Origin of the sequence: Neobacillus vireti (assembly GCF_036962465.1) — a bacterium.
GTDB lineage: Bacteria > Bacillota > Bacilli > Bacillales > Cytobacillaceae > Neobacillus > Neobacillus vireti_B.
Genome location: NZ_JBALNF010000036.1, coordinates 61,669 through 81,115, shown reverse-complemented (window position 1 = coordinate 81,115; position 19,447 = coordinate 61,669). Strand labels below are relative to the sequence as shown.

The 19,447-nt window shown below is 39.6% G+C and carries 20 protein-coding genes and 1 rRNA gene; 8 read left to right on the top strand and 13 right to left on the bottom strand.

Translation table 11 applies throughout. From position 1 onward, the window contains the following. Window positions 1-91 (bottom strand): 16S ribosomal RNA (locus V7077_RS16810); the annotation flags it as partial. Window positions 92-347: 256 nt separating this feature from the next. After that, window positions 348-578, bottom strand: a complete 231-nt coding sequence (locus tag V7077_RS16805; RefSeq protein ID WP_235741857.1) for a hypothetical protein — start codon at window positions 576-578, stop codon at window positions 348-350. Window positions 579-715: 137 nt separating this feature from the next. On the opposite strand from V7077_RS16805, the gene pdaB reads away from it, so the two are divergent. Next, the gene (gene pdaB, locus V7077_RS16800) at window positions 716-1,468 is read left to right on the top strand and encodes a polysaccharide deacetylase family sporulation protein PdaB (protein WP_335503987.1); all 753 of its coding nucleotides are present in this window, start codon (window positions 716-718) and stop codon (window positions 1,466-1,468) included. Window positions 1,469-1,496: 28 nt separating this feature from the next. Here the strand turns inward: pdaB and V7077_RS16795 are convergent, their stop codons facing one another. Continuing rightward, the gene (locus V7077_RS16795; protein WP_335503985.1) at window positions 1,497-2,186 is read right to left on the bottom strand and encodes a KinB-signaling pathway activation protein; all 690 of its coding nucleotides are present in this window, start codon (window positions 2,184-2,186) and stop codon (window positions 1,497-1,499) included. A gap of 152 nt (window positions 2,187-2,338) precedes the next feature. Between V7077_RS16795 and gerD the strand changes: the two genes are divergently transcribed. Further along, the gene (gene gerD / locus V7077_RS16790; protein WP_335503983.1) at window positions 2,339-2,896 is read left to right on the top strand and encodes a spore germination lipoprotein GerD; all 558 of its coding nucleotides are present in this window, start codon (window positions 2,339-2,341) and stop codon (window positions 2,894-2,896) included. Between the two features lie 96 nt (window positions 2,897-2,992). Here gerD and V7077_RS16785 read toward each other — a convergent pair whose 3' ends face one another. The 3 genes from V7077_RS16785 to V7077_RS16775 form a co-directional block, all read right to left on the bottom strand. Further along, entirely contained in the window at window positions 2,993-4,045 is a 1,053-nt protein-coding gene (locus V7077_RS16785) for an Mrp/NBP35 family ATP-binding protein (protein ID WP_335503981.1), read from the bottom strand. 127 nt (window positions 4,046-4,172) lie between these two features. Beyond that, a complete protein-coding gene (gene cwlD / locus V7077_RS16780) occupies window positions 4,173-4,895 on the bottom strand; it encodes an N-acetylmuramoyl-L-alanine amidase CwlD (protein ID WP_335503979.1) in 723 nt (240 codons plus the stop codon). Window positions 4,896-5,060: 165 nt separating this feature from the next. After that, window positions 5,061-5,504, bottom strand: coding sequence for a YbaK family protein (locus V7077_RS16775; RefSeq protein WP_335503977.1), 444 nt, complete (start codon window positions 5,502-5,504; stop codon window positions 5,061-5,063). Window positions 5,505-5,680: 176 nt separating this feature from the next. Between V7077_RS16775 and V7077_RS16770 the strand changes: the two genes are divergently transcribed. The 4 genes from V7077_RS16770 to V7077_RS16755 all read left to right on the top strand — a co-directional run bounded on the left by V7077_RS16770 (window position 5,681) and on the right by V7077_RS16755 (window position 9,920). Further along, window positions 5,681-7,150: a spore germination protein gene (locus V7077_RS16770; RefSeq protein WP_335503975.1), complete on the top strand. Its 1,470-nt coding sequence runs from the start codon at window positions 5,681-5,683 to the stop codon at window positions 7,148-7,150. Window positions 7,151-7,165: 15 nt separating this feature from the next. After that, window positions 7,166-8,254, top strand: a complete 1,089-nt coding sequence (locus tag V7077_RS16765) for a GerAB/ArcD/ProY family transporter (RefSeq protein ID WP_335503973.1) — start codon at window positions 7,166-7,168, stop codon at window positions 8,252-8,254. Beyond that, on the top strand, window positions 8,251-9,312 hold the full coding sequence (locus V7077_RS16760) for a Ger(x)C family spore germination protein (protein WP_335503971.1): 1,062 nt from the start codon (window positions 8,251-8,253) through the stop codon (window positions 9,310-9,312). Before V7077_RS16765 ends, V7077_RS16760 begins: the two co-directional genes overlap by 4 nt. A 212-nt stretch (window positions 9,313-9,524) precedes the next feature. Then, complete coding sequence (locus V7077_RS16755) at window positions 9,525-9,920, top strand: hypothetical protein (RefSeq protein ID WP_335503969.1); 396 nt, start codon at window positions 9,525-9,527, stop codon at window positions 9,918-9,920. Window positions 9,921-9,947: 27 nt separating this feature from the next. On the opposite strand, the gene V7077_RS16750 is transcribed toward V7077_RS16755, so the two are convergent. Next, window positions 9,948-10,469, bottom strand: coding sequence for a hypothetical protein (locus V7077_RS16750; RefSeq protein WP_335503967.1), 522 nt, complete (start codon window positions 10,467-10,469; stop codon window positions 9,948-9,950). Between the two features lie 151 nt (window positions 10,470-10,620). On the opposite strand from V7077_RS16750, the gene V7077_RS16745 reads away from it, so the two are divergent. Further along, the gene (locus V7077_RS16745; protein ID WP_335503965.1) at window positions 10,621-10,821 is read left to right on the top strand and encodes a hypothetical protein; all 201 of its coding nucleotides are present in this window, start codon (window positions 10,621-10,623) and stop codon (window positions 10,819-10,821) included. 3 nt (window positions 10,822-10,824) lie between these two features. Next, the gene (locus tag V7077_RS16740) at window positions 10,825-11,085 is read left to right on the top strand and encodes a hypothetical protein (protein WP_335503963.1); all 261 of its coding nucleotides are present in this window, start codon (window positions 10,825-10,827) and stop codon (window positions 11,083-11,085) included. A 31-nt stretch (window positions 11,086-11,116) separates the two neighbouring features. On the opposite strand, the gene V7077_RS16735 is transcribed toward V7077_RS16740, so the two are convergent. The 6 genes from V7077_RS16735 to V7077_RS16710 all read right to left on the bottom strand — a co-directional run bounded on the left by V7077_RS16735 (window position 11,117) and on the right by V7077_RS16710 (window position 19,195). Further along, window positions 11,117-11,371, bottom strand: a complete 255-nt coding sequence (locus V7077_RS16735) for a hypothetical protein (protein WP_335503961.1) — start codon at window positions 11,369-11,371, stop codon at window positions 11,117-11,119. Window positions 11,372-11,624: 253 nt separating this feature from the next. Continuing rightward, complete coding sequence (locus V7077_RS16730; protein ID WP_335503959.1) at window positions 11,625-13,205, bottom strand: SagB/ThcOx family dehydrogenase; 1,581 nt, start codon at window positions 13,203-13,205, stop codon at window positions 11,625-11,627. A gap of 21 nt (window positions 13,206-13,226) precedes the next feature. After that, window positions 13,227-15,170, bottom strand: coding sequence for a TOMM precursor leader peptide-binding protein (locus tag V7077_RS16725; RefSeq protein ID WP_335503957.1), 1,944 nt, complete (start codon window positions 15,168-15,170; stop codon window positions 13,227-13,229). Further along, the gene (locus V7077_RS16720) at window positions 15,170-17,131 is read right to left on the bottom strand and encodes a putative thiazole-containing bacteriocin maturation protein (RefSeq protein WP_335503955.1); all 1,962 of its coding nucleotides are present in this window, start codon (window positions 17,129-17,131) and stop codon (window positions 15,170-15,172) included. Before V7077_RS16720 ends, V7077_RS16725 begins: the two co-directional genes overlap by 1 nt. Window positions 17,132-17,297: 166 nt before the next feature. Further along, window positions 17,298-17,525 (bottom strand): hypothetical protein, encoded by a 228-nt coding sequence (locus V7077_RS16715; protein WP_335503993.1) that lies wholly within the window; start codon window positions 17,523-17,525, stop codon window positions 17,298-17,300. Between the two features lie 425 nt (window positions 17,526-17,950). Then, complete coding sequence (locus V7077_RS16710; RefSeq protein WP_335503953.1) at window positions 17,951-19,195, bottom strand: MFS transporter; 1,245 nt, start codon at window positions 19,193-19,195, stop codon at window positions 17,951-17,953. Window positions 19,196-19,447: the final 252 nt, after the last annotated feature.

Sequence of the window (19,447 nt, the reverse complement as noted above, 5' to 3'; positions counted from 1 at the left end):
ACAGGAGCAAGCTCCCATTGATTCGCTCGACTTGCATGTATTAGGCATGCCGCCAGCGTTCGTCCTGAGCCAGGATCAAACTCTCCATGAAAGTTGATTAGCTCATTTTGTTACGTTGGCTTAGTTTCAAAGTAGAAACTAATATTATTGTTTGTTGACGTTTTTGTTTGTTTAGTTTTCAAAGAACAAATTATCATCTCGCTAAAAGCGACTTTTATAATATATCATCCACAGCCAGCAAAGTCAATATCTTTTTTTAAAGAATATTTTCCACCGCCAGCAGCGACGTTTATTAATATAACAAGATAATAATTATATGTCAACGTGTTTTTCACATTTTTTTAATTTTAGCCCTTTTTTCGATCCTTTGTTCCTCTTCGTATATATTTAAAGCATTCTTGAGGAGAGGCAACCCGCTTAAATAAAGTAAAAAGAATCTTGTATCTTTCCTCCATTGATCTTTTCACAATATGATCAATTCGATCATCTTTTAAGTCAAATAATATTTCATCCATTTCTCTCTTAATAAGGTATTCCATTTCTTTTACTTCTTTCTCACTTATTAGAAGCCCAAACATTGAAAAACCTCCAGCGAAATATCTAGTTATAGTAGTCTTTTCCAAATTTAGAAATTTTATAATTAAAAAGTTTAATCATATTATCAAAAAACAAAGCATAGTTTGAGACAAGGATAGTATTGGACGAGGTGGGAAGAATGAATTTCTTTTTTGTATTAAATGGAAAATCGTTAAAAAATGTTTCACTGATTCTCATTGCCGCTTTTTTCACAGCATGGTTTCTCTACCTGGAAAATTTAGTCCAGATACCTGTGTTTTCCACAAAAGAAAGTACAAATGCTATTTATCGCGGTGAAAAAGATTTAGCCCTTACGTTTAATATTGGGTGGGGGGATGAAAAAGCGGAGCCTATTTTAGATGTGCTGAAAAAAGAGAATGTTAAATCCGCAACTTTCTTCCTAGCAGGTTCCTGGGCCGAACGTCACCCTGATATTGTCAGCCGTATCGTTAAAGATGGCTACGAAATTGGAGTTCTAGGCTATGATTATGTGGATTACGTTGATGTGGAGGATGCCAAAATTGCTAAGGATATTTCCAAAGCCCAAGAAGTCTTCACGAAATTAAACGTAAAAAATGTCAAGCTTCTACGGGCACCGACAGGTCATTTTGATGAGCGTACATTAAAAATTGCAAAGCGTTATGGTTATACCGTCGTTCACTGGAAAGTAGACTCTAAGGATTGGCAAAACCCGGGAGTTGAAAAAATAGTGGAAAATGTAAGCAGAGCAGGAGATGGGGATATTGTCCTACTTCATGCCTCAGATTCGGCAAAACAAACGGCGAAAGCACTGCCGCTGATTTTATCTGATATTCGACAGAAAGGACTAAAACTTGTATCCATTTCGGAGATGATTGCTAACGGTGAAGTCCATTCTAAGGAAATCAATTAACTTGATTTAACTGATAAAACCGCCCATATTACATGGACGGTTTTTTAGTCATTTTTTTATTTTTGTTTGTGTTTTTTGTTTTAGGAATGGTTTGCTCTGTTCGCTTTTGCCTCTCTTGAACAGATTGAGCGTTTAATTTATGAAGGATTAAAATTTGATAGGCATTACATGCTAGTAAAGAAATCATCATGAGATAGAACCAATTCTTCTCGTTCTCGCGAAGCACTGGAACCCATTCAACCAGGGTGGCAACAATCATAAAAAATAATGCAGGGATAAAAGCACCTCGATTGGTTTGTTTTACCTTATACCAGGCTACGACTAAAGCAATAGCTAGTAAGAGCAGGGCCGGTCCGAAATAAGGAAGGATACTGTCCCCCGGTTTAGCAAAGTTATCATATCGCAAGTAGACTAAATCAAATAAACCGAACAGAACGAGTACGACTTGAACGGAATTCCATAAAGATGCTGACTTAAAAATCCCTAACCCAAAGCGGTGAATCGTTAAATAAGAAAAGAAACCCATTTGGCTTATGAGACTAAACAGAAATCCCATTGCAATCAGCCAAATTAACGTGGATAAAATATCGATGATTTTAAAATCAATAAAATAGGGCTGAAATTCTTCCCAACGAATGATAAAACCCACAATAGCTGTCGTGACCCCGCCAACTAACAATGTGGACATAAATAGTCTTACCAAATTACGGCTTGTCACTAATCAAACCTCCAGCATACAAAAAATAATTACCCTACTGATTGTACCAATCAAAATGTGAAAAATCCATAATTTCATTTTTTAGGACGAATAATCTCGTCCTAATTTCTCATCCTAAAATTAAGGATGTATTTGTGAAAGGAGCTTTAATAATGAGAGGAAAAAGTATGGTGCTCCTCCTGCCCATCATGTTGTTCCTGACTAGCTGTTCTTCTAGCAATGATTTAAGTAACGGGGTACAACCTGACTATGATCAGACTAAAAAAATGGTTGTTGATATTCTTAAAACCGATGATGGTAAGAAGGCAATTCAAGATGTGATGACATCCGAAGCAATGAAAGAAAAGCTTGTCATGGACCAAAAAGTTGTTGCCGACACCATTCAAACAACTCTTACAACTGATAAAGCGACTGATTTTTGGAAAAAAACGTTTAGCGATCCGAAGTTTGCTCAAGGTGTAGCTAAAAGTATGAAAAATGAAAATAAAGCTTTATTAAAGGAATTAATGAATGACCCTGAGTATCGGACTATGATGATTCAAGTTTTTAAAGAACCAGATATTCAAAAACAAATGGCTGATGCGTTAAAAAGTAAAGAATACCGGGAACACCTTCAAAAGGTCATTACAGAAACCATTGATAGTCCGCTTTATAAAGCTAAAATACAGGAATTGCTGTTAAAAGCTGCAGAGGAAGCATCAAAAAAATAATACCATACGAAAAAGCCTCTTCCCATTAAGGTTGAGGCTTCTTTTTTTACTTACCTTGAGATTCCCATTCAATCTATGCAACTGAAATCCAACAGCCTATTTTTTTAAAAGACCGGCTACTTTTTCAGCAATTTCTAAGTAAATTTTTCCGATTTGATGATCTTCTTGATAAACCGATGGGGCAAAATCTTCATCATTCCAATCAGGCTGGTTCAACGGCAAACGTCCCAGCAGGACCGTATTTAATTCTTCAGCCAGTTTATCACCGCCGCCACGGCCAAACACATATTCCTTTTCACCGGTTAGCTTACTTTCAAAATAGGCCATATTTTCGATAACACCAAGGACTTCATGCTCTGTTTTCAGTGCCATAGCACCTGCACGTGCTGCTACAAAAGCTGCAGTCGGATGTGGAGTTGTGACGATAATTTCCTTACAAGATGGCAGCATCGTGTGAACGTCTAAAGCAACGTCCCCTGTACCAGGAGGCAGATCTAATAATAAATAATCAAGTTCTCCCCATTCTACTTCACTGAAGAAACTATTCAGCATCTTTCCTAACATCGGTCCACGCCAAATAATAGGGGCATTGTCCTCTACAAAAAAGCCCATTGAAATAACTTGTACCCCAAACCGTTCAACTGGAATGATTTTTTCGCCGCGCACAACAGGACGATTCGTAATGCCCATCATATCCGGCACACTAAATCCGTAGATATCGGCGTCAATCAGTCCTACTTTTTTGCCTAAACGAGCTAGCGCAACAGCCAGGTTAACGGAAACCGTTGATTTACCAACGCCCCCTTTTCCACTGGCAATCGCAATGAAAGTGGTATCCTTAGAATTAAGGAGAGTTTGATTGTTCTCAGGTTCAGCATTACGATGTTGTGCCAATACTTCTTCAGGCAATTCAGCAAATCGGATCCCCACGGTAGCCGCTCCTGCTTCCTTTAACACATTGACAATTTGTGTTTGAAGCTGCAGTTGTTCACTCGTACCCGTTTTAGCAATAAGTACCTTCACACTAATATGATTCTTTTCTTCTTTAATTTTAATTTCTTCGATTGCATTTAATTCAGCTAATGTTTTATGTAAAAAGGGCTCTTTGAGGCCGCCCAGAACTTCAAGGACTTTTTTCTCTGTTAACATAACATGCACCTCACCTATGAATTCTTTTCCGTTTTCAGTATACCATAACCTAAACAAGAAACAGTTAATTCAATCACACGTTTTTAACTATTTAACCATAAAAAAACGGAAGATGCTTCCATCCCCCTTAATCTGTTTCTTTTAATTCTTTTTCATTCGTAAAGTAGCGCAGAATGCCGTTATTAATAGATGCGGACACCTTTTCTTGATAAGATTCCTTTTTTAACAGTTCCTTTTCCCTTGGATTGGAGAGGAACCCTACTTCAACCAGGACACCTGGTTTTTTTGCATTTTTCAAGATATATACTTGATTGATGGGCTTTGCCTTACGCTCAGTGTTTTCAAGATTCCTGCGGAGCTCTTCCTGAATGAATTTTGCTGCTCGAGCGTTTTCCTTATGATGCGGAGCATAAAAGGTCTGGGCGCCGCTCCATCTTGAAGAAGGAATGGCATTTAAGTGAATACTGACAAACAAGTCAATGTCGGTATTATTTATCATTTTTAATCTTTTTTTAAGGTCCTCTACCTTCCTGCGGCTATAGCCCCTTGTATCAGGATCAGCTAAATCCTCATCCTTTTCCCTTGTCATGATCACAAGAGCTCCCTGCCCTTGTAGATAATCACGAACATTTTTGGTGATTTCTAAAGCGATATCCTTTTCAAGGGTTTGGCCCGTTCCTGCTCCGCCGTCCGGCCCGCCATGGCCTGCATCCAACAAGATTATTTTTCCTGATAAAGGAAGGTTCCAGGTTTTCCATGAATTATTTTCACTAAAATCATGCTGTAGTATAAAAAATAACACAATTAATCCTGTAATAAAGCTAATAATCTTTATTCTGCGTTTAGCCACCCATATCCTCCTTCCCGCTCGTCCCTGTTCAGTTAACTATATGGGACAAGGGGAAGTTTTAGAACCGTAAAAAGCATCCTTAAAGCAGTCTACTGAGCAGCACCTTTTCCTTCATGAAGCTTCGTTCAGTAGGTCCTACAGCAGGATGCTTTTGTTTTACCTCGTTTAATGTAATCTCAACTTATGACGTCTCTGCCCTTTTTCATACCCCTCTTTCCACCAGACAATGATATATTGTTCGCATAGATAGTAAAGGGATTCACTCATCGTGCCTTCTTGTCCATTTCCCCAGTAGAGTAGAAAATTATAGAGCGTATCAATCAGATGTTTTTCTTCTTTAAAACATCGTTTGCGTACTTCATCTACGTCTTCACCATAATAGCCAAACTTACTGAATTTTGCTCCCAAGAGAAATGCTTCTAAGGCGACATCATAACAGGCTTCCTCTATTCCTGTATTCATCACAAAGCTTGTCGCAAGGCTCGTGGAACCGAAATAGTGTTTAACTCTTTCTTTCAATGTATTAATCGATAAATCCCGCAGCACGGAACGTTCATATTTAATCTGCTTTTCACGTCTTTTTTCTTTAAAGGTTGTTATAACAGTCACTACTTTTCACCTCTTAGGACTATTCTTTATCCCTTAGGTCTAAGAAATGCAAAGTCGTGATTTCCAATTTTTAATAGCACATTTTTCATTATGGCAAGCACTAAACCGTGGTTATTCATAATCCTTCCAATATAGGGAAACGATAATATCAGGCTAAATTGGGGTGATTAGTAAACATGGGCTGGTTCTCAAAATATAATCAACAACAGGAAAGAGAGGAATTGGAGAAATTCCTCAAGAGGTCAAAAGATTTTAAAAAGGTCTCTTACATCAACGTACCGACGAATAAACAGTTTTCTATTTGGTTCATTTCAACTCTTATTGATGAGAGCATTTTACAGGAGAACGCTCTTCCCTATTTATTGGAGAAACCCTTTGAAAAAATTGAGGATGTAAAGAAAATTATTGCTCTCGCAGATGTACAAATTAGCACTGATCCAACTGAGATTGAACAAAAGTTGTTCACTGGTTATGTCCTTTTGACGTTGGATTCTGACCGCCATCATTATGTATTTTTAGCTGCACAAAAGGAACTCGTCCGAAGCATTTCAACACCCGAAGTGGAGTTCAGTGTCATTGGTCCGAAAGAGGCCTTTGTTGAGTCAATAGATCAAAATGTAAACCTTATTCGCAAGCGGCTTCCCGTCAAGGAATTAATCGTCGAAGAGCTGACACTTGGGTCACTTTCCAAAACAAAACTATCGATTTTATATATGGACGGCATCGTAGATCCTGCCAACGTCCAAACCGTTATGGAACGACTTAAAAATGTAGAATTCGATGCGATTACGGATAGCTCTTATATTGTTCAGTTGATATGCGATAATCGAAATTCCCCATTTCCACAGCTTTTGGATACGGAGCGGCCAGACCGGGTTACGTCTATTTTAGCTGAAGGAAAAATTGCCATATTCGTTGATGGTTCGCCGCATGCTTTGATTACACCTACTACACTGGTTGAATTTTTCAGTTCCTTTGAGGATTATTTTTTAAATTGGGTGCTGGCTTCATTTTTCCGGTTAATTCGGCTCTTTGCTGTTGCATTTTCGATATTGGTCACACCTGTTTATGTCGCGACATTGTCTTATCATTATGAATTAATACCGACAGACTTGATGAACACTTTGGTTACTTCCCGGAGAGATATACCGCTTCCGCCTATTTTAGAAGCATTTTTCTTAGAGCTGACCATTGAACTCCTAAGAGAAGCAGGAGCCCGTCTGCCCACAAAGGTAGGGCAAACAATCGGTATCGTAGGGGGTATTGTAATTGGAACGGCATCCGTTGAGGCTGGATTAACGAGTAATGTTCTGCTTATCATTGTAGCTCTTGCAGCATTGGCCTCGTTTACAACCCCCGTTTATAAAATGGGCAATGCCATTCGACTGCTCCGATTTCCATTTTTGTTTTTTGCCGAGCTCTGGGGACTGCTGGGTATTGTCTTGTGTTTTTGTTTTTTAATGACCCATTTAATCCGGCTGACGTCTTTAAACAGGCCTTTTTTGGAACCTTTATATCCACCTAGAAGGACAGACCTTAAGGATTCTCTTATCAGACTGCCATTTAACAAACAATCCTTACGACCAGAAGCACTCAGAACAAAAAATCCTGTTCGTTATCCTGGAAGAAGTGACATTGACGAGTAAAGCGGAGGAGGGTCTATGGAACATTTAGTACCTGAAAAAGCAAAAATATCGCCTTTTTTGGTCTTTTTTCTAATCCATACCATGCAGTTAGGCATTGGTGTTTTAGGGTTTCAGCGTATTATTGCGTTAACGGCTGGATATGATGCCTGGATTTCGGTCATTTTAGCCGGACTAAGCATTCATGTCATTTTATATATGATGTATAAGATTCTTGGGACAGTAAAAGGCGATTTTATATCTGCCCATTCCTATGTTTTTGGCGATAAATTGGGCCGGATTATTTCACTTCCTTTTGTTCTCTACTTTTTATGCGTCGCGCTCATCCTGCTCCGGTCATTTATTGAAGTAGTTCAAGTCTGGATGTTTCAGGATATGAGTACATTTTGGTATTCCTTCGTTTTCTGTCTGCTGGCTGTCTATATCATATTTGGCGGCTTTCGTACCGTCACAGGGGTAGCTTTTTTCGGGGTGGTTCTTCCTTTTTACTTAATTTTCACCTTTTTCTTTGCCTTCCCCTATTCCGATTTCAGAAACTTACTTCCAATCTTTGATCACTCGATCAGCGATTTGATTAAGGCAGCCTATCATATGTCACTTACCTATCTTGGTTATGAAACACTTTTATTTTTTTATCCTTATATCAAAGATCCCGAGAAGTCTAAGAAATGGGCTCACCTGGGTGTCCTATATACCACGATTCTCTATACGGTCATCACCATTACCACCTTTTCCTATTTTTCTGAAGGTCAGCTCCAAAAAAATATCTGGGCTACCTTAACTATTTGGAAAGTGGTCGAGATGCCATTTGTGGAGAGGTTTGAATACATTGGGATCGCCAATTGGAATATTATCATCCTGCCTAATATTTGTCTTGCCCTTTGGTGTGGAAGCCGGATTTTAAAACGGGTTACCCGCCTAAAACAAAAGCATGGTGTCCTTCTTTTATCAGTAGTGGTGTTAATTTTGATAAATTTTTTAAAAACACGAGAGCAGATAAATACCGTACTTGACTACACAGGAATAGTTTCCTTTTTCCTAAATTATGTCTATATCCCTTTTCTCTTTGTTCTTGTGATGATTGTAAAGAGGGTGAAAAAGAAATGAAAGTTCTTTGTGCTGTTCTTATCCTATTAACATTCCTTACAGGTTGTGTCCAGAAGGAGATCGTCGATGATGTCAATCTAGAGACAGGAGCTGCCTATGATTATATAGGCGGGAAAATTCGCGGGACTGCATTAGTTCCGATCTATTTATCTAATAAATCAGTTAGTAACAAGACCTTTTCAGCTTCCTCTAATTTAAGCCGGGATTTTATCAGAGATGTACAACGCCAATCTTCTGATCCACTTGTAGCAGGGAGTCTTAAAGTGGTCCTATTTGGTGAACGGCTTGCAAATGAAAAGGGAATTTTGGACTTAATTGACTCCTTTCAACGTGATCCAAGCATAGGGGCAAGATTATACTTAGCTGTAACTGAAGGAGATTCAAAGTCTGTGATTAATGGAAATTATGGAGAAAGAGGCAATGCGATTTATCTATCCCATCTTATCCGCCATAATATGCAATCAAAAGACGTGCCCAAAACAGACCTTCAGCGTTTTTTATTTGATTTTAACCAGAAAGGAAAGACCCCTTATCTTCCCCGCTTAAAAAAGTGGGGCAAGGAGGACATTGAAATTAGCGGTCTCAGCTTTTTTCGATATGGGCATGTCATCGATACCATTCCGGCTGAAAAAATGTTTTACTTTAAGCTGTTAGTAGATAAATACAGTCAAGGAACGTTAAAAGTGAATCTTGGTAAAGATGCTGCTGCCATTGAAAGTATTCGTTCGAATTACAAAATGCGTCTTTCTTCAAGAAAACCTTACAAAGTTACGGTCAACATTAATGTTAAGGCCATCTTAAATGAATACTCGGGTTTACGTATAACACCCCAGAAAATAAAAAAAATAGAGGAAAACTTAGAAAATAATATTGAATCCGAATGTGTTAGGTTAACCAAAAGATTTCAAGCAAAAAATCTTGACCCTGTAGGATTTGGACATTTTATTAAAAGCAAAACTAGACATTTCGATTTTAATAAGTGGGAAGCAAATTATAAGGATTTACAAGTAAACGTTCATGCAAATGTAACCATTACGGAATCGGGAGTTATTGATTAATATTAGTTATAGGGGGAGCGGCAGCAAAAAGGAATGGAAACAGCATAAAAGGTTTCACCCAAATATTGATATTCATTTAACAATGCAGCCATATATTAATAAAGAGTCCCAAGAAAGGTGACTTTCTGAATAGTAAAATTCTTACAAGTGATATATAGCATTTTCAGTTTTTTAAATTTCCCATCCAGCCACCCACGTTAAGGAGGGAACTTATGTTCTGGATTTTTTCTAAGAAAAAACAGAAGGAAAAAGAACAGGTGGAAGAGCCTATACCAGCCTCTCACCTTATAGCAAAGTTAGATCAAATCATCGAGTTACTGGAACAGCAGCAAAATCAAAGAAATGCACGAAATATTCATTTTGATACCGTACAAATAGACCATTTGGAAAATATCGTCTTTCACTTAGATAAAATTGATATTGACGAGTTAAGCGGTAAATTAATTATAGGAAACAATATTAGTACGACAAATGATTTAGCAGAAGCACTTAATCAGCAGATCAACCCGAAAGGTTCCAAATCAGAGGAAATGTCTGATAAAACCTCCTCTAATCAAGAAACTTTAATCAAAACTTCAAAAGGATTTCGTTTTCATTATGATTCGTAAGAGACTTCTCAAAAAACTGTATACCGGTTAATCGATTTCTGAACTCTTTTCCCATGTTGCTATTTTAATATCCCGATCATCTATAATGGCATCTATCATATCTTCGTCATGATTTATATTTAAATTACTTACCTGCTGATTGTAATTCCCAGTTACGGCACCTTGTGAATTATTTATTTTTTGATTGGCATCCATCCCCGTTACATGACCCTTTCCAAGGAAGACTGAACTGTTTTGTTCCATTCGATTGATGTTAAGACTTTCAAGAGTAAGATTGGTTGTTGTATTTTCGTCATCTGGATTTTCAATAGAAATATGGATGTCGCGATCATCGATTGGTGTATCGACAAAATCAGGATCATTTAGGATCGAAATATTGTGTAGCAGGAGATTGGATTGGCCGCTAATAGTCCCAATTACACTATTTTCTTTACCATGTGAGCTCCAACCAATCGCAACATTTCTCTCTCCAATAAAAATACCAGATTGTCTTTGCATTGTTTGAACATGAATACCACCTGAAAAATTTAAATTTAATGATTTTAGCATCTATTGACACCTCTTTTTTTCTATTTAGGTTATTTTTACTTTATGTAAGTGAAATGAGTCTGGTGCCCTTACTTAAAAGACTGTGTCATCCGCCCATAAACTGAATAGACTATTGTAGTAATGGAGGCTGGTTGAAAGGAGAGCAAATCTAATGATCCATTTAACATTGGGGAATATTTCGATCACCAATATTGGTCAGTCATCCGGATATTTTATGGGTGAAAATAATACAATTAAACAGTTTCGTTCCAATCAGACAGTAAACGAAGTAGTTGGAGTATTGTCTGGGGATAAAAATGCAGCCATTCACAATTTATGGGTAAAAAATAAGCGAACAGAGGGGAGTGAATAATTCATGGCTTCCCCTATTTTATCTCCGACGTTTCATATTGGCACGATTAAGATCGGAACAATCGAAGGGGCCTCATGCTTCAGTATTGGAAACAATTTTATCGAAGACTTTAAAAATAATAAAAAACACAACCAAGGATTAGGGAATATTCATGGTGATCGAAACAACCTTGCCCATATGACTGCCTCATTAACCAATCATGAACAAGAGAAACAAGCAAACTTCGAACTAAAAAAAGAGGAGAACAAAAAAACCCTTGATTAATCAGAGGGTTTATTGTTTTTTCTCTTTTTGCTTATATATTTCCCGGACCTCCAATATTGGGCTTAAGGTCTTGGTCAAAGATAACCCCATCTATCATTTCAAAGCTATCGGCGATATTATTTACATTCCCAGCATTTGCATTATTAAAGCCGTAGACTCCCCCCATGTTTAAATTATACTTCCTGTTCGCGTCCATTCCATTCACAACACCTTGGCCAACAAAAATAGCCGAACTTGCTTGAGGCGAATTTACATTGAAAACACCTAAATTAATAACAGAAGGCATTATAATTCCCTCCTATTCACCCTACTGTGTACACTATTTTATGTATAAACTATAGTCCATGTGAAGATATAACCTAAATGCCAAATTATTTAATGGATTTGGCCTCTCGGTTCCATGGACAGCCCAATTTGAAGAATATAATAAAACTTTTAGGTAAAAAAAGACCCCTAACCAATATGGTTAAGCGTCTTTCTCGGTATTCAGTTAAACTTTATAAACTTAAAAGCCCAAACAGTTAACAAAATTGCATCTCCTAGCTATTCACCCCCCCTTTTAACCAGGCACGAGGACGATAAGGACCAACCGGGACTTGGATTAGACTTGTTTTCCCCTTTGAATGGATTCCGTAAAGTTCATCACACTGATTTCCATCAAACCCTAATAGCGGGTGCCCCCCCATTCCTAATGCATTCGCTACTAAAAGCAGTCTTTGCAAGAGTATCCCCACTTCCATTTGTTGAATGCGGTATCCCCTATATCCCAATTCCCTTTTTAGGTGGGCCTTGTCTCCTACAAGATGCAGTACTAGAGGAACTTGAAACAGATTTACAGTGGGCATGGTTAACCCATCCTGTAAAAACTCTCGAAAATCCCCCAGGGTTATTCTTCGTAGTGCATGGGCACTTTTGTCATAAGCGTAAGCACCATTTGGAATTTCCTCCACATTATAAAAACTGCCATACAATGTGACATGAGGCTCGGTATTCTTATATGTGTCATGAAGGTCATTCTGATATGATAAGGATAATGTTTCTTTTAACAAAGTAGATAATTGCGTTTGACTGACTTTCCTCATCATAAAATTCATATCAGGCGAATGCCTCTCCTTGCAAATTGATGCAAAATCGTATGAAAAGGGCTCGGTAAATGGCAGCATGATTGCCTCCATACCTAAATCAGCTTTCACACGCTCATCGTTTCTGATCTGACCGAATGAATTCGTTGTTTCCAACAACGATGCCCCATTCATTTTTCTAAGCATCGGATAATCGATCACTCTCTTTGATCGATTATAAGTCTCGTGTGTAAGCAATGGAACTTCCTTGGACAATTCAGTGTCAGAAACAAATCCTTCACTATTATTGTAAACACAATCGATAGATTGATTTATGGATAGTGGGATAACGGCATATACGCTTTCATCCTGTTCGGTTAGTCCAAGTAAATGATTAACAGACCGATCAAGAAATTGGTAGCATACACGTGAAGAAAATCCCATTAGGTTAGCAGTTTCTAACGCTTGCCCGATTAACACACCAGCGTCTAACCCTTGGAGCCTATAGGAAAAATTATTATATTTGTAGAAGTTTTTCCAAAAAACAGTCGAAACAAAAACTGTACAGAAACAATCGGACAGTTCGCAGCTATTTCCAAGACTTCTAGATAAGTAAACATCGTGATTTCCTTCTCGCAGCAAAAGGAGGCGGTGATGTGCCACATCGTAATGGTAAATTCCCGTCGGTACGTCCTTAAGCTTTATATACACGTATAATTCATTGGGGTACAATGCCCCTCCAGAGGGAACAAATCTTCGTAATAACTGGGCATAGCTTACAGCGGATTTTTCACCAGTGTCCTCGATGAAGGCAGTTTGAGCGTATTGAGTAAGTCCATATACATACCATAAGAAATAACCAAGTTCTTCTAGTACAGGTTCTGCATGAGCTTCTCTTCCCTTAAGGGTTAACGGTATATCACCGGATAGTGAGATCTCTGGCAGGCCGCGGTAGAGTTTATAGGGAAGTGGTGCATCCTCCCAATCCACTTGCCAATCGGGAGGAGCGCTCTTTTCCGTATCAAAGTGGAGATGATGCAGAAATGTTTCAAGATTCACTTTTACACCTCCTATTCTTTATTATGGGAATGGGTGAGGATATGGGTTAAGCTGTTCATACGATAACGGCTGTTTGGTAAATCCAAGTTTCATCGGCACTTGAAGGACCCTCTCCAGCCCCCGGACACGGGTAAGGTGATGTCCAAATGTCATCGGCAGCATACCAGGAATCAAGACCTTAACACAAAATAATCCGTTCTTTTTAGTTATTGGAGTTGTTTGGTCTACCACAATGACCTCGAGGTCTAATTGTCGGAACCGATCTAGAACAGCCTGAAGATCATCCTTCAAATCGGTATTCTCCGGAGGCTGTTTGAACTCATCCGCAAACGTTCGTAATGGACGATTATCCTGTAATAAAAAGTTCAACCGTTCCTCTGCTTCCGGCAGACCGTAAAGCAGGCCATGATCCGCCATATTACGGACCGCAAATGGATCTTTTAGCATCTCCTCATATTTTTGCCGGTTTTCCTCCAATATTTTGTCATGCCTCACCATCATTCCAGCCAGCTCGTAAATCGAGCTTTTTACCGCTCTTACTGGATCAGGATTAGCTCCTGCTGCACAAATAAGGTTTACACCAGTTGATTTTCTGTTTTTTGCCACTGCCCATACACTGGGAATTCCATGTTCCATGGTCGAATTGTAAATATAAACGTCATACCCTTGAACCTCCCGTATCCTATCAACCATCAAATCTAATTCTTTATCGTTTGCTGAATGGAGATCAAGAGGCGGGATAGTCAGCTGTGCATACCAGGTTATCAAGAAGGAATCCCTCTCAACAATCTCCATAATGCCATGGAATATGGCTTCCTCCATACTTCCTCCTAATGCACATCCGTTGGAGGTCTCATAAATAAAGCCCTCCTCATTAAAACCCAAACTGTAATAAGCGAGTAACTCCGGAACCAGAATAGGGCGTTCTTGTAAAAACGAATATCCCCAGACCCAATTCATCAGGGCATCAGGATGAAACGGTTTAAATGGAAAATTCACCTTTGCATATTGTTCCTGATCATGTAAACCGACTCTAGCCGGATCTAAAGCAAATTCCTTTAAATGGCGATAACTATCTCGAACTTTCTTAGCTTTTCCCTGGGGCTCAATTCCACAATACCGTTCCAATCCCTCCAAAATGGCCGTTAACTCACTTATTTCATAAGAGTTAGAACGGCCAGCTACTCCCTCATCAGCCCCAAACAACGGCATGTTAATCAAAACATCAGCAAATGGCAGCCTGAGATCCTCCATTTTTCCATTCATGATGCCTGTACGTTCATCCAGATAGTCCTCGACCAACACTGTTTTTAATTCATCCATCGAACGGCAGCGATAACCGGTACCATTTAATTTAGGGCTGGACTCCAACTTAATATGAGCTAATTCTGCTGTGTCTTCAGGTAACAGACTGCAAATCGGGCACAATGGATCAGGCAAGAAAACGTGACTGGAGATCGTTAACGTTCTTAGGTTTGTAATAATCATCCTTTCTTCTAAAGGAGAGGGCTCTCCTTTAAGAACTTTCCTCACTTCGTTACTGATGAAATTTGCCATTTGCGATAGTCCCGTCCTTGAAGCCCATGCATCACGCTGGACACCTGCTCCACTAGTTAATTTTCTGTTAATCTCCCACATTTCAAGGCGATCAGGACCGGCTATCAAGCGTCGTTTATCAGCACAGAGAGAACATCCCGGTTTGTCGGGCCGAACTAATGGCCCAATGATCCCCTCACCGAACGAAACAAAACCCCGAAGCCAAGGGATACCAGAGGACCTAAATCTCTCTTCCGCTTTTTGGTGAATGGATGGATGCCAAGCATCGCTAAGCACTAGAGCCAATTCTGTTTCTTCGGGAATCTCTTCGAGTATGGCTTGACGTCTTATTAGATAGTTGGGTGACAATTGATCTGAGACATAATCCGCTAATAAGCCGTCTCCAGTAATGAGAATATGGGCAGTCATTAGGAATCCCCCTCTCGTACCTGCACACCATATACCCCTGCCAGCCCTTGTTTTAAAAAAGGCTCCACTGAGAGGTCATAGACAACTAGCTTTTTGGCGTTTCTATTCAAGACATGTATGGAAGATTGTAAGAGCTCTAATTGTGTCATGTCATCGCAAGAGGGGATTTCCAGCTTGGTTCCCTCTTTTTCCAGATAAATCATAGATTCCTGCTCTTGCCTAACAATAGAATTTATCCGGTTTTGAGCGTTCAACAAGGCTTGCTGCAATGTATTTTGTAGTGCCAATGTTGAGTTTAAACCAGTCCCTGTGTACCAACAGCCATTTGATCTTACACATACAGTTGGGAAGCCTAATACATCTTCTTTTAAACCGATGGTTGGTGCACCGTTCAAGGTGGTCAGGGCATTTAAATAAAATCTGCATCTTTTATCTTCTATGGCTCCAATTGATACACGAAAAACCTTATTCAGATGGTCAGGCTTTCTTTTTTCCAATTCTTCATCCAGAAAGGCTTGCAGCCCTCGACAAACAGCTTCCGCGGTTGTTTCCCCTGAACCGATGCCAAGAAAACCTTCTGGAAGATGAACACCCACTTTATCTGTCTGGATAGGGAAGCCAGAACCATAAGAATTAATTATTTGGGAAACATACATTTCAATGCCCTTTAGACCGGCATTCCTTCTTGCTTCTTCATGTGTCAGCCCCGAACAGATCACTTCCGGCAGCAGGTTTGCCGGTCCCTCTGACACTGGGTCAACGGCCTGAACATAACATTGGGCCAGAGGAAGCTGAACCAAATCCCGTTCCTCCCAGGTATGGAAAATACCTATTTCTTTTGAAGTTAAACGGCTAAAATACTCCAAAAGCAATCCTTGCTGATCATCCCTGTCTGATTCTTGTTTAAGTTTTAAATCAAGATCTTCAACCAGTTCTGGTGTTCGCTTTATAGCATTTATTGATGGATGTGGGATGAATGAAAGCCAGTCTCCTTCCAACGTTTCAAGATCAAGCATGTAAATTTGATTACTTTGATTTGAATCTGCTATCCCTGTAACCCTCTTGAAAAATTCAAATGTAGAGACATTGGCCAAGATCGCTCCTGAAGTAGTGGAGAAGGCTAGAGGCTGCCTATCTGCTTGTACGGAGGATTGATGGATTCTGCGCCATGCAGACTCGAAGCATTCCTCTGATTCTGGATGGGTTAATGGGCCAGAGAACCCAACTCCTTCTAAATAGATGGCAGGAAGAAATGCCTTCTTATCTTCTTTACAAATTTGATTCAGATTCCTTAATTCATTTATATTCCCATCCTGAGAGACATACAGAATCCAATCATAGGGCTGAACGGCATCTTTCCAAACATTTTTTCCCGCTTCTTTAGGATAAGGGACTTCCACCAGCTCGATATCGGAATCTATTTTCCTTGCATTCTGTACAAGTAAATTAAGGCGCAGCCTATTGGTGGAAACTGCATCTTTGACCATGACATTTAGTTTGGGCAGCCCCGAATCTATTAATGCAGAAACCAACGATACAAGAAACGGACCGGAACCCACAGCCAGGACATTTGCCTGACGATACTTTTGAAAATGGTATGCACCTGATTCGGTGAAATTTTCGATGAATTCGATTTGTGAAGCATACTTTTCAAGAACTTGACGATTTAATTGATGGGGGATATCTTTGCTTACATCTCGAACAAAACCATTCTTGTACAACGTTTCTCCGATTTCATATACCCTGTCACGGTATGGTCCCGTTAACCCCTGCGTCAAATCTGCCATTGTTTGCTCCCCATTGAACATTGGCAGCAATTTCTCAATCCACGGATAGATGGTTTTGCCTTCAATTCGGAAGGAACTTACGTTATTTCTAAAATAGACACCCCCCTTTTGATCCGGGAGAAAAAACGTATCCCTTTTGGCTTTCAATCGTGAGGACGAGGTAAGTTTTGTCATTCGGTGCCTCCTTATTCCTTGTCATTACAACTTATGCATTATCAGTTTATGTATGATTTTTTGTCCAATATGATAAACATAGAAAAGAAGTGCCCCCGCGGCACAAGTCGCAGGAGCACTTTCTTCGTAAAATAACTTCTCTTCTTGTAATTTCGAATAGACAAGATTAAATAAAACCGATACCAAAGCCAAAACAACTAAAACCAATGCCGACGCAACCAAAGCCAAAGCACCCTCCACAGCCTCCGCAGCCACCACAGCCGAAACAGCCACCGCAGCGGAAACCGCCACAACGAAATCCACCGCAACGGAAACCGCCACAGCGACCCCACATGCGCTCATCCTGGAATTGTGGAGCGAATGAAACTACCTCACCAGCTTGATAAGGATCCATTGCCAATCCTTGTAACTCATTATGAAAATTTTGCACTTTAATTCCTCCCCTTTGTATTTAACACCTTGCGCAAAAGAAACCTAAATAGAGAGTATAAAAAAATATATCATTTTGTGTAAAAGTAAATTTCTGATACGAATGTACTCTCTTCAACAAAATATGGTTTTTCTGGGGCGTTGTTACTAATGTAAAAGCCTATTTTACTTTGAGGACCTAAAGGAATTTGCTTGTTAGTGGAAGTAAACTGGGAGGAGACTATAAATGTAACTGTGATGAAAAAACAGTAGTAAAAATGGATGCGTTGTAAATAATCTAGTTAAGAGCTTATTTAAAACAAAAAAAACCCCCGACCAAATGATTGGGAGTCTTGTATTTCCGAAAAAGATTAACGTTTTGAGAACTGAGGGATTTTAACCCTAAGACGCTCAACCCGATGAAGCATGCGATTTCATGCGAATATCGTAAGAAGAAAAAAGTCTGCCGTATAAATAAGCAAAACTTAGTTGTAGACCTGAGGCTATGTAAAAAGGCAGGGACAGGGAACCCAATCCAAAAAGATAGCCGGTAATATACGGTCCAATGGAGGTGGGCAGCCTCATTGAAAAAAGATTGATGCTTGATGCAAAGCCGCTTCTCTGGTTGCGTGTTAAACTCACACTCAGCGCCTGCTGTGCCCCCTGCGTACCTCGATTTAAAGCCGTTCGAAGCATATAAATGACAGATACGAGTGCGTATGATGATAGTAAGGGCATCAAAATCAAAAGCAGACTTCCAATAAAACGGATGAAAACAATAGACCGGATTGTCCCATGTTTTTGAGAAATTTTTGCTTGAAAAATGGAGGTAACTCCGGTCGTGAAGAAAGTAACAGCCAAAGTGCTGCCAATTTGAGCATGGCTTGCCCCAAATTTAACCGAAAACCAATAGGACATCATCGGCCCGGTCAGCCCGATTGCTATTCCATTAAGTATGTTAATCGCTGCAAGCTTCAATACCGCTGTATTTTCTTCATGTAAGATTTTCTTTTCTTCATTCCTTCGTCCCTCTTTATTGTTTCTTTGGAAGTTTTCTGCTTCTTCTCCTTGAATGGTTAAAATGATGGAGGCTGTGATCAACGATGCAACGAGAATATAGCAGAATAAAAGGCGATATGGAGATATTCCAGTTGTCAAAAAGGAGGCAGCCCCCGCAAGCACTGCTCCTGCCCCCATTCCGAAGAAACTGAGTGCATTATTCAAACTGTATACTCTGCCGCGTTCTGATGTTGGGACAAAGGATGCCAGCCATGCCTGCTCTGCAGGGGCACATGGACTAGGTGAACCCGCGTCTGCTTTTCCAAATCCGGAAAGTGTAATCGAAATAAACAATAAAATTGGGTTTATCGTTAATACCCCGACCAGTGCACAACCGGCGGTAACTAGTTCAGAAATAAGGACAAACGGTTTTCTGCCAAGCCTGTCAGAATAAACACCTATAAAGGGTGCAAGGAAAACACCGAGCAATCCTCCTGCAGCAAGTACACTGCCAATCGCTGCCGTGCTCCACCTCAGAGCATCGAGATACAAAGCCAATTCCACTACCATCATGCCTTGTCCAATACTGCGAATAAAATTTACCAGCATGAGCCACTTGGCAACCGGGTGAATTTGATCAATTCCTGTAAACTTCATATTGATCACTACCTTTTCATTTTTATAGGTAAGATTTAGGTTATAAGGTTTCTAATGTAAGGGTGCCAATTCTTAATTTCCTTTATTCATAGACATAGACAAACAAAGTTAACCGTGGAATGACATGTTTACATGGGATACATGGTAAATTAAGAGGCAAACTTAAGAACCGGTAAGGGAAGGAGGCGATATGGCAGGTAACTGGAAGGATCTTATTCAAATTTTAAAACGAAATATTTATAATTCTGTATT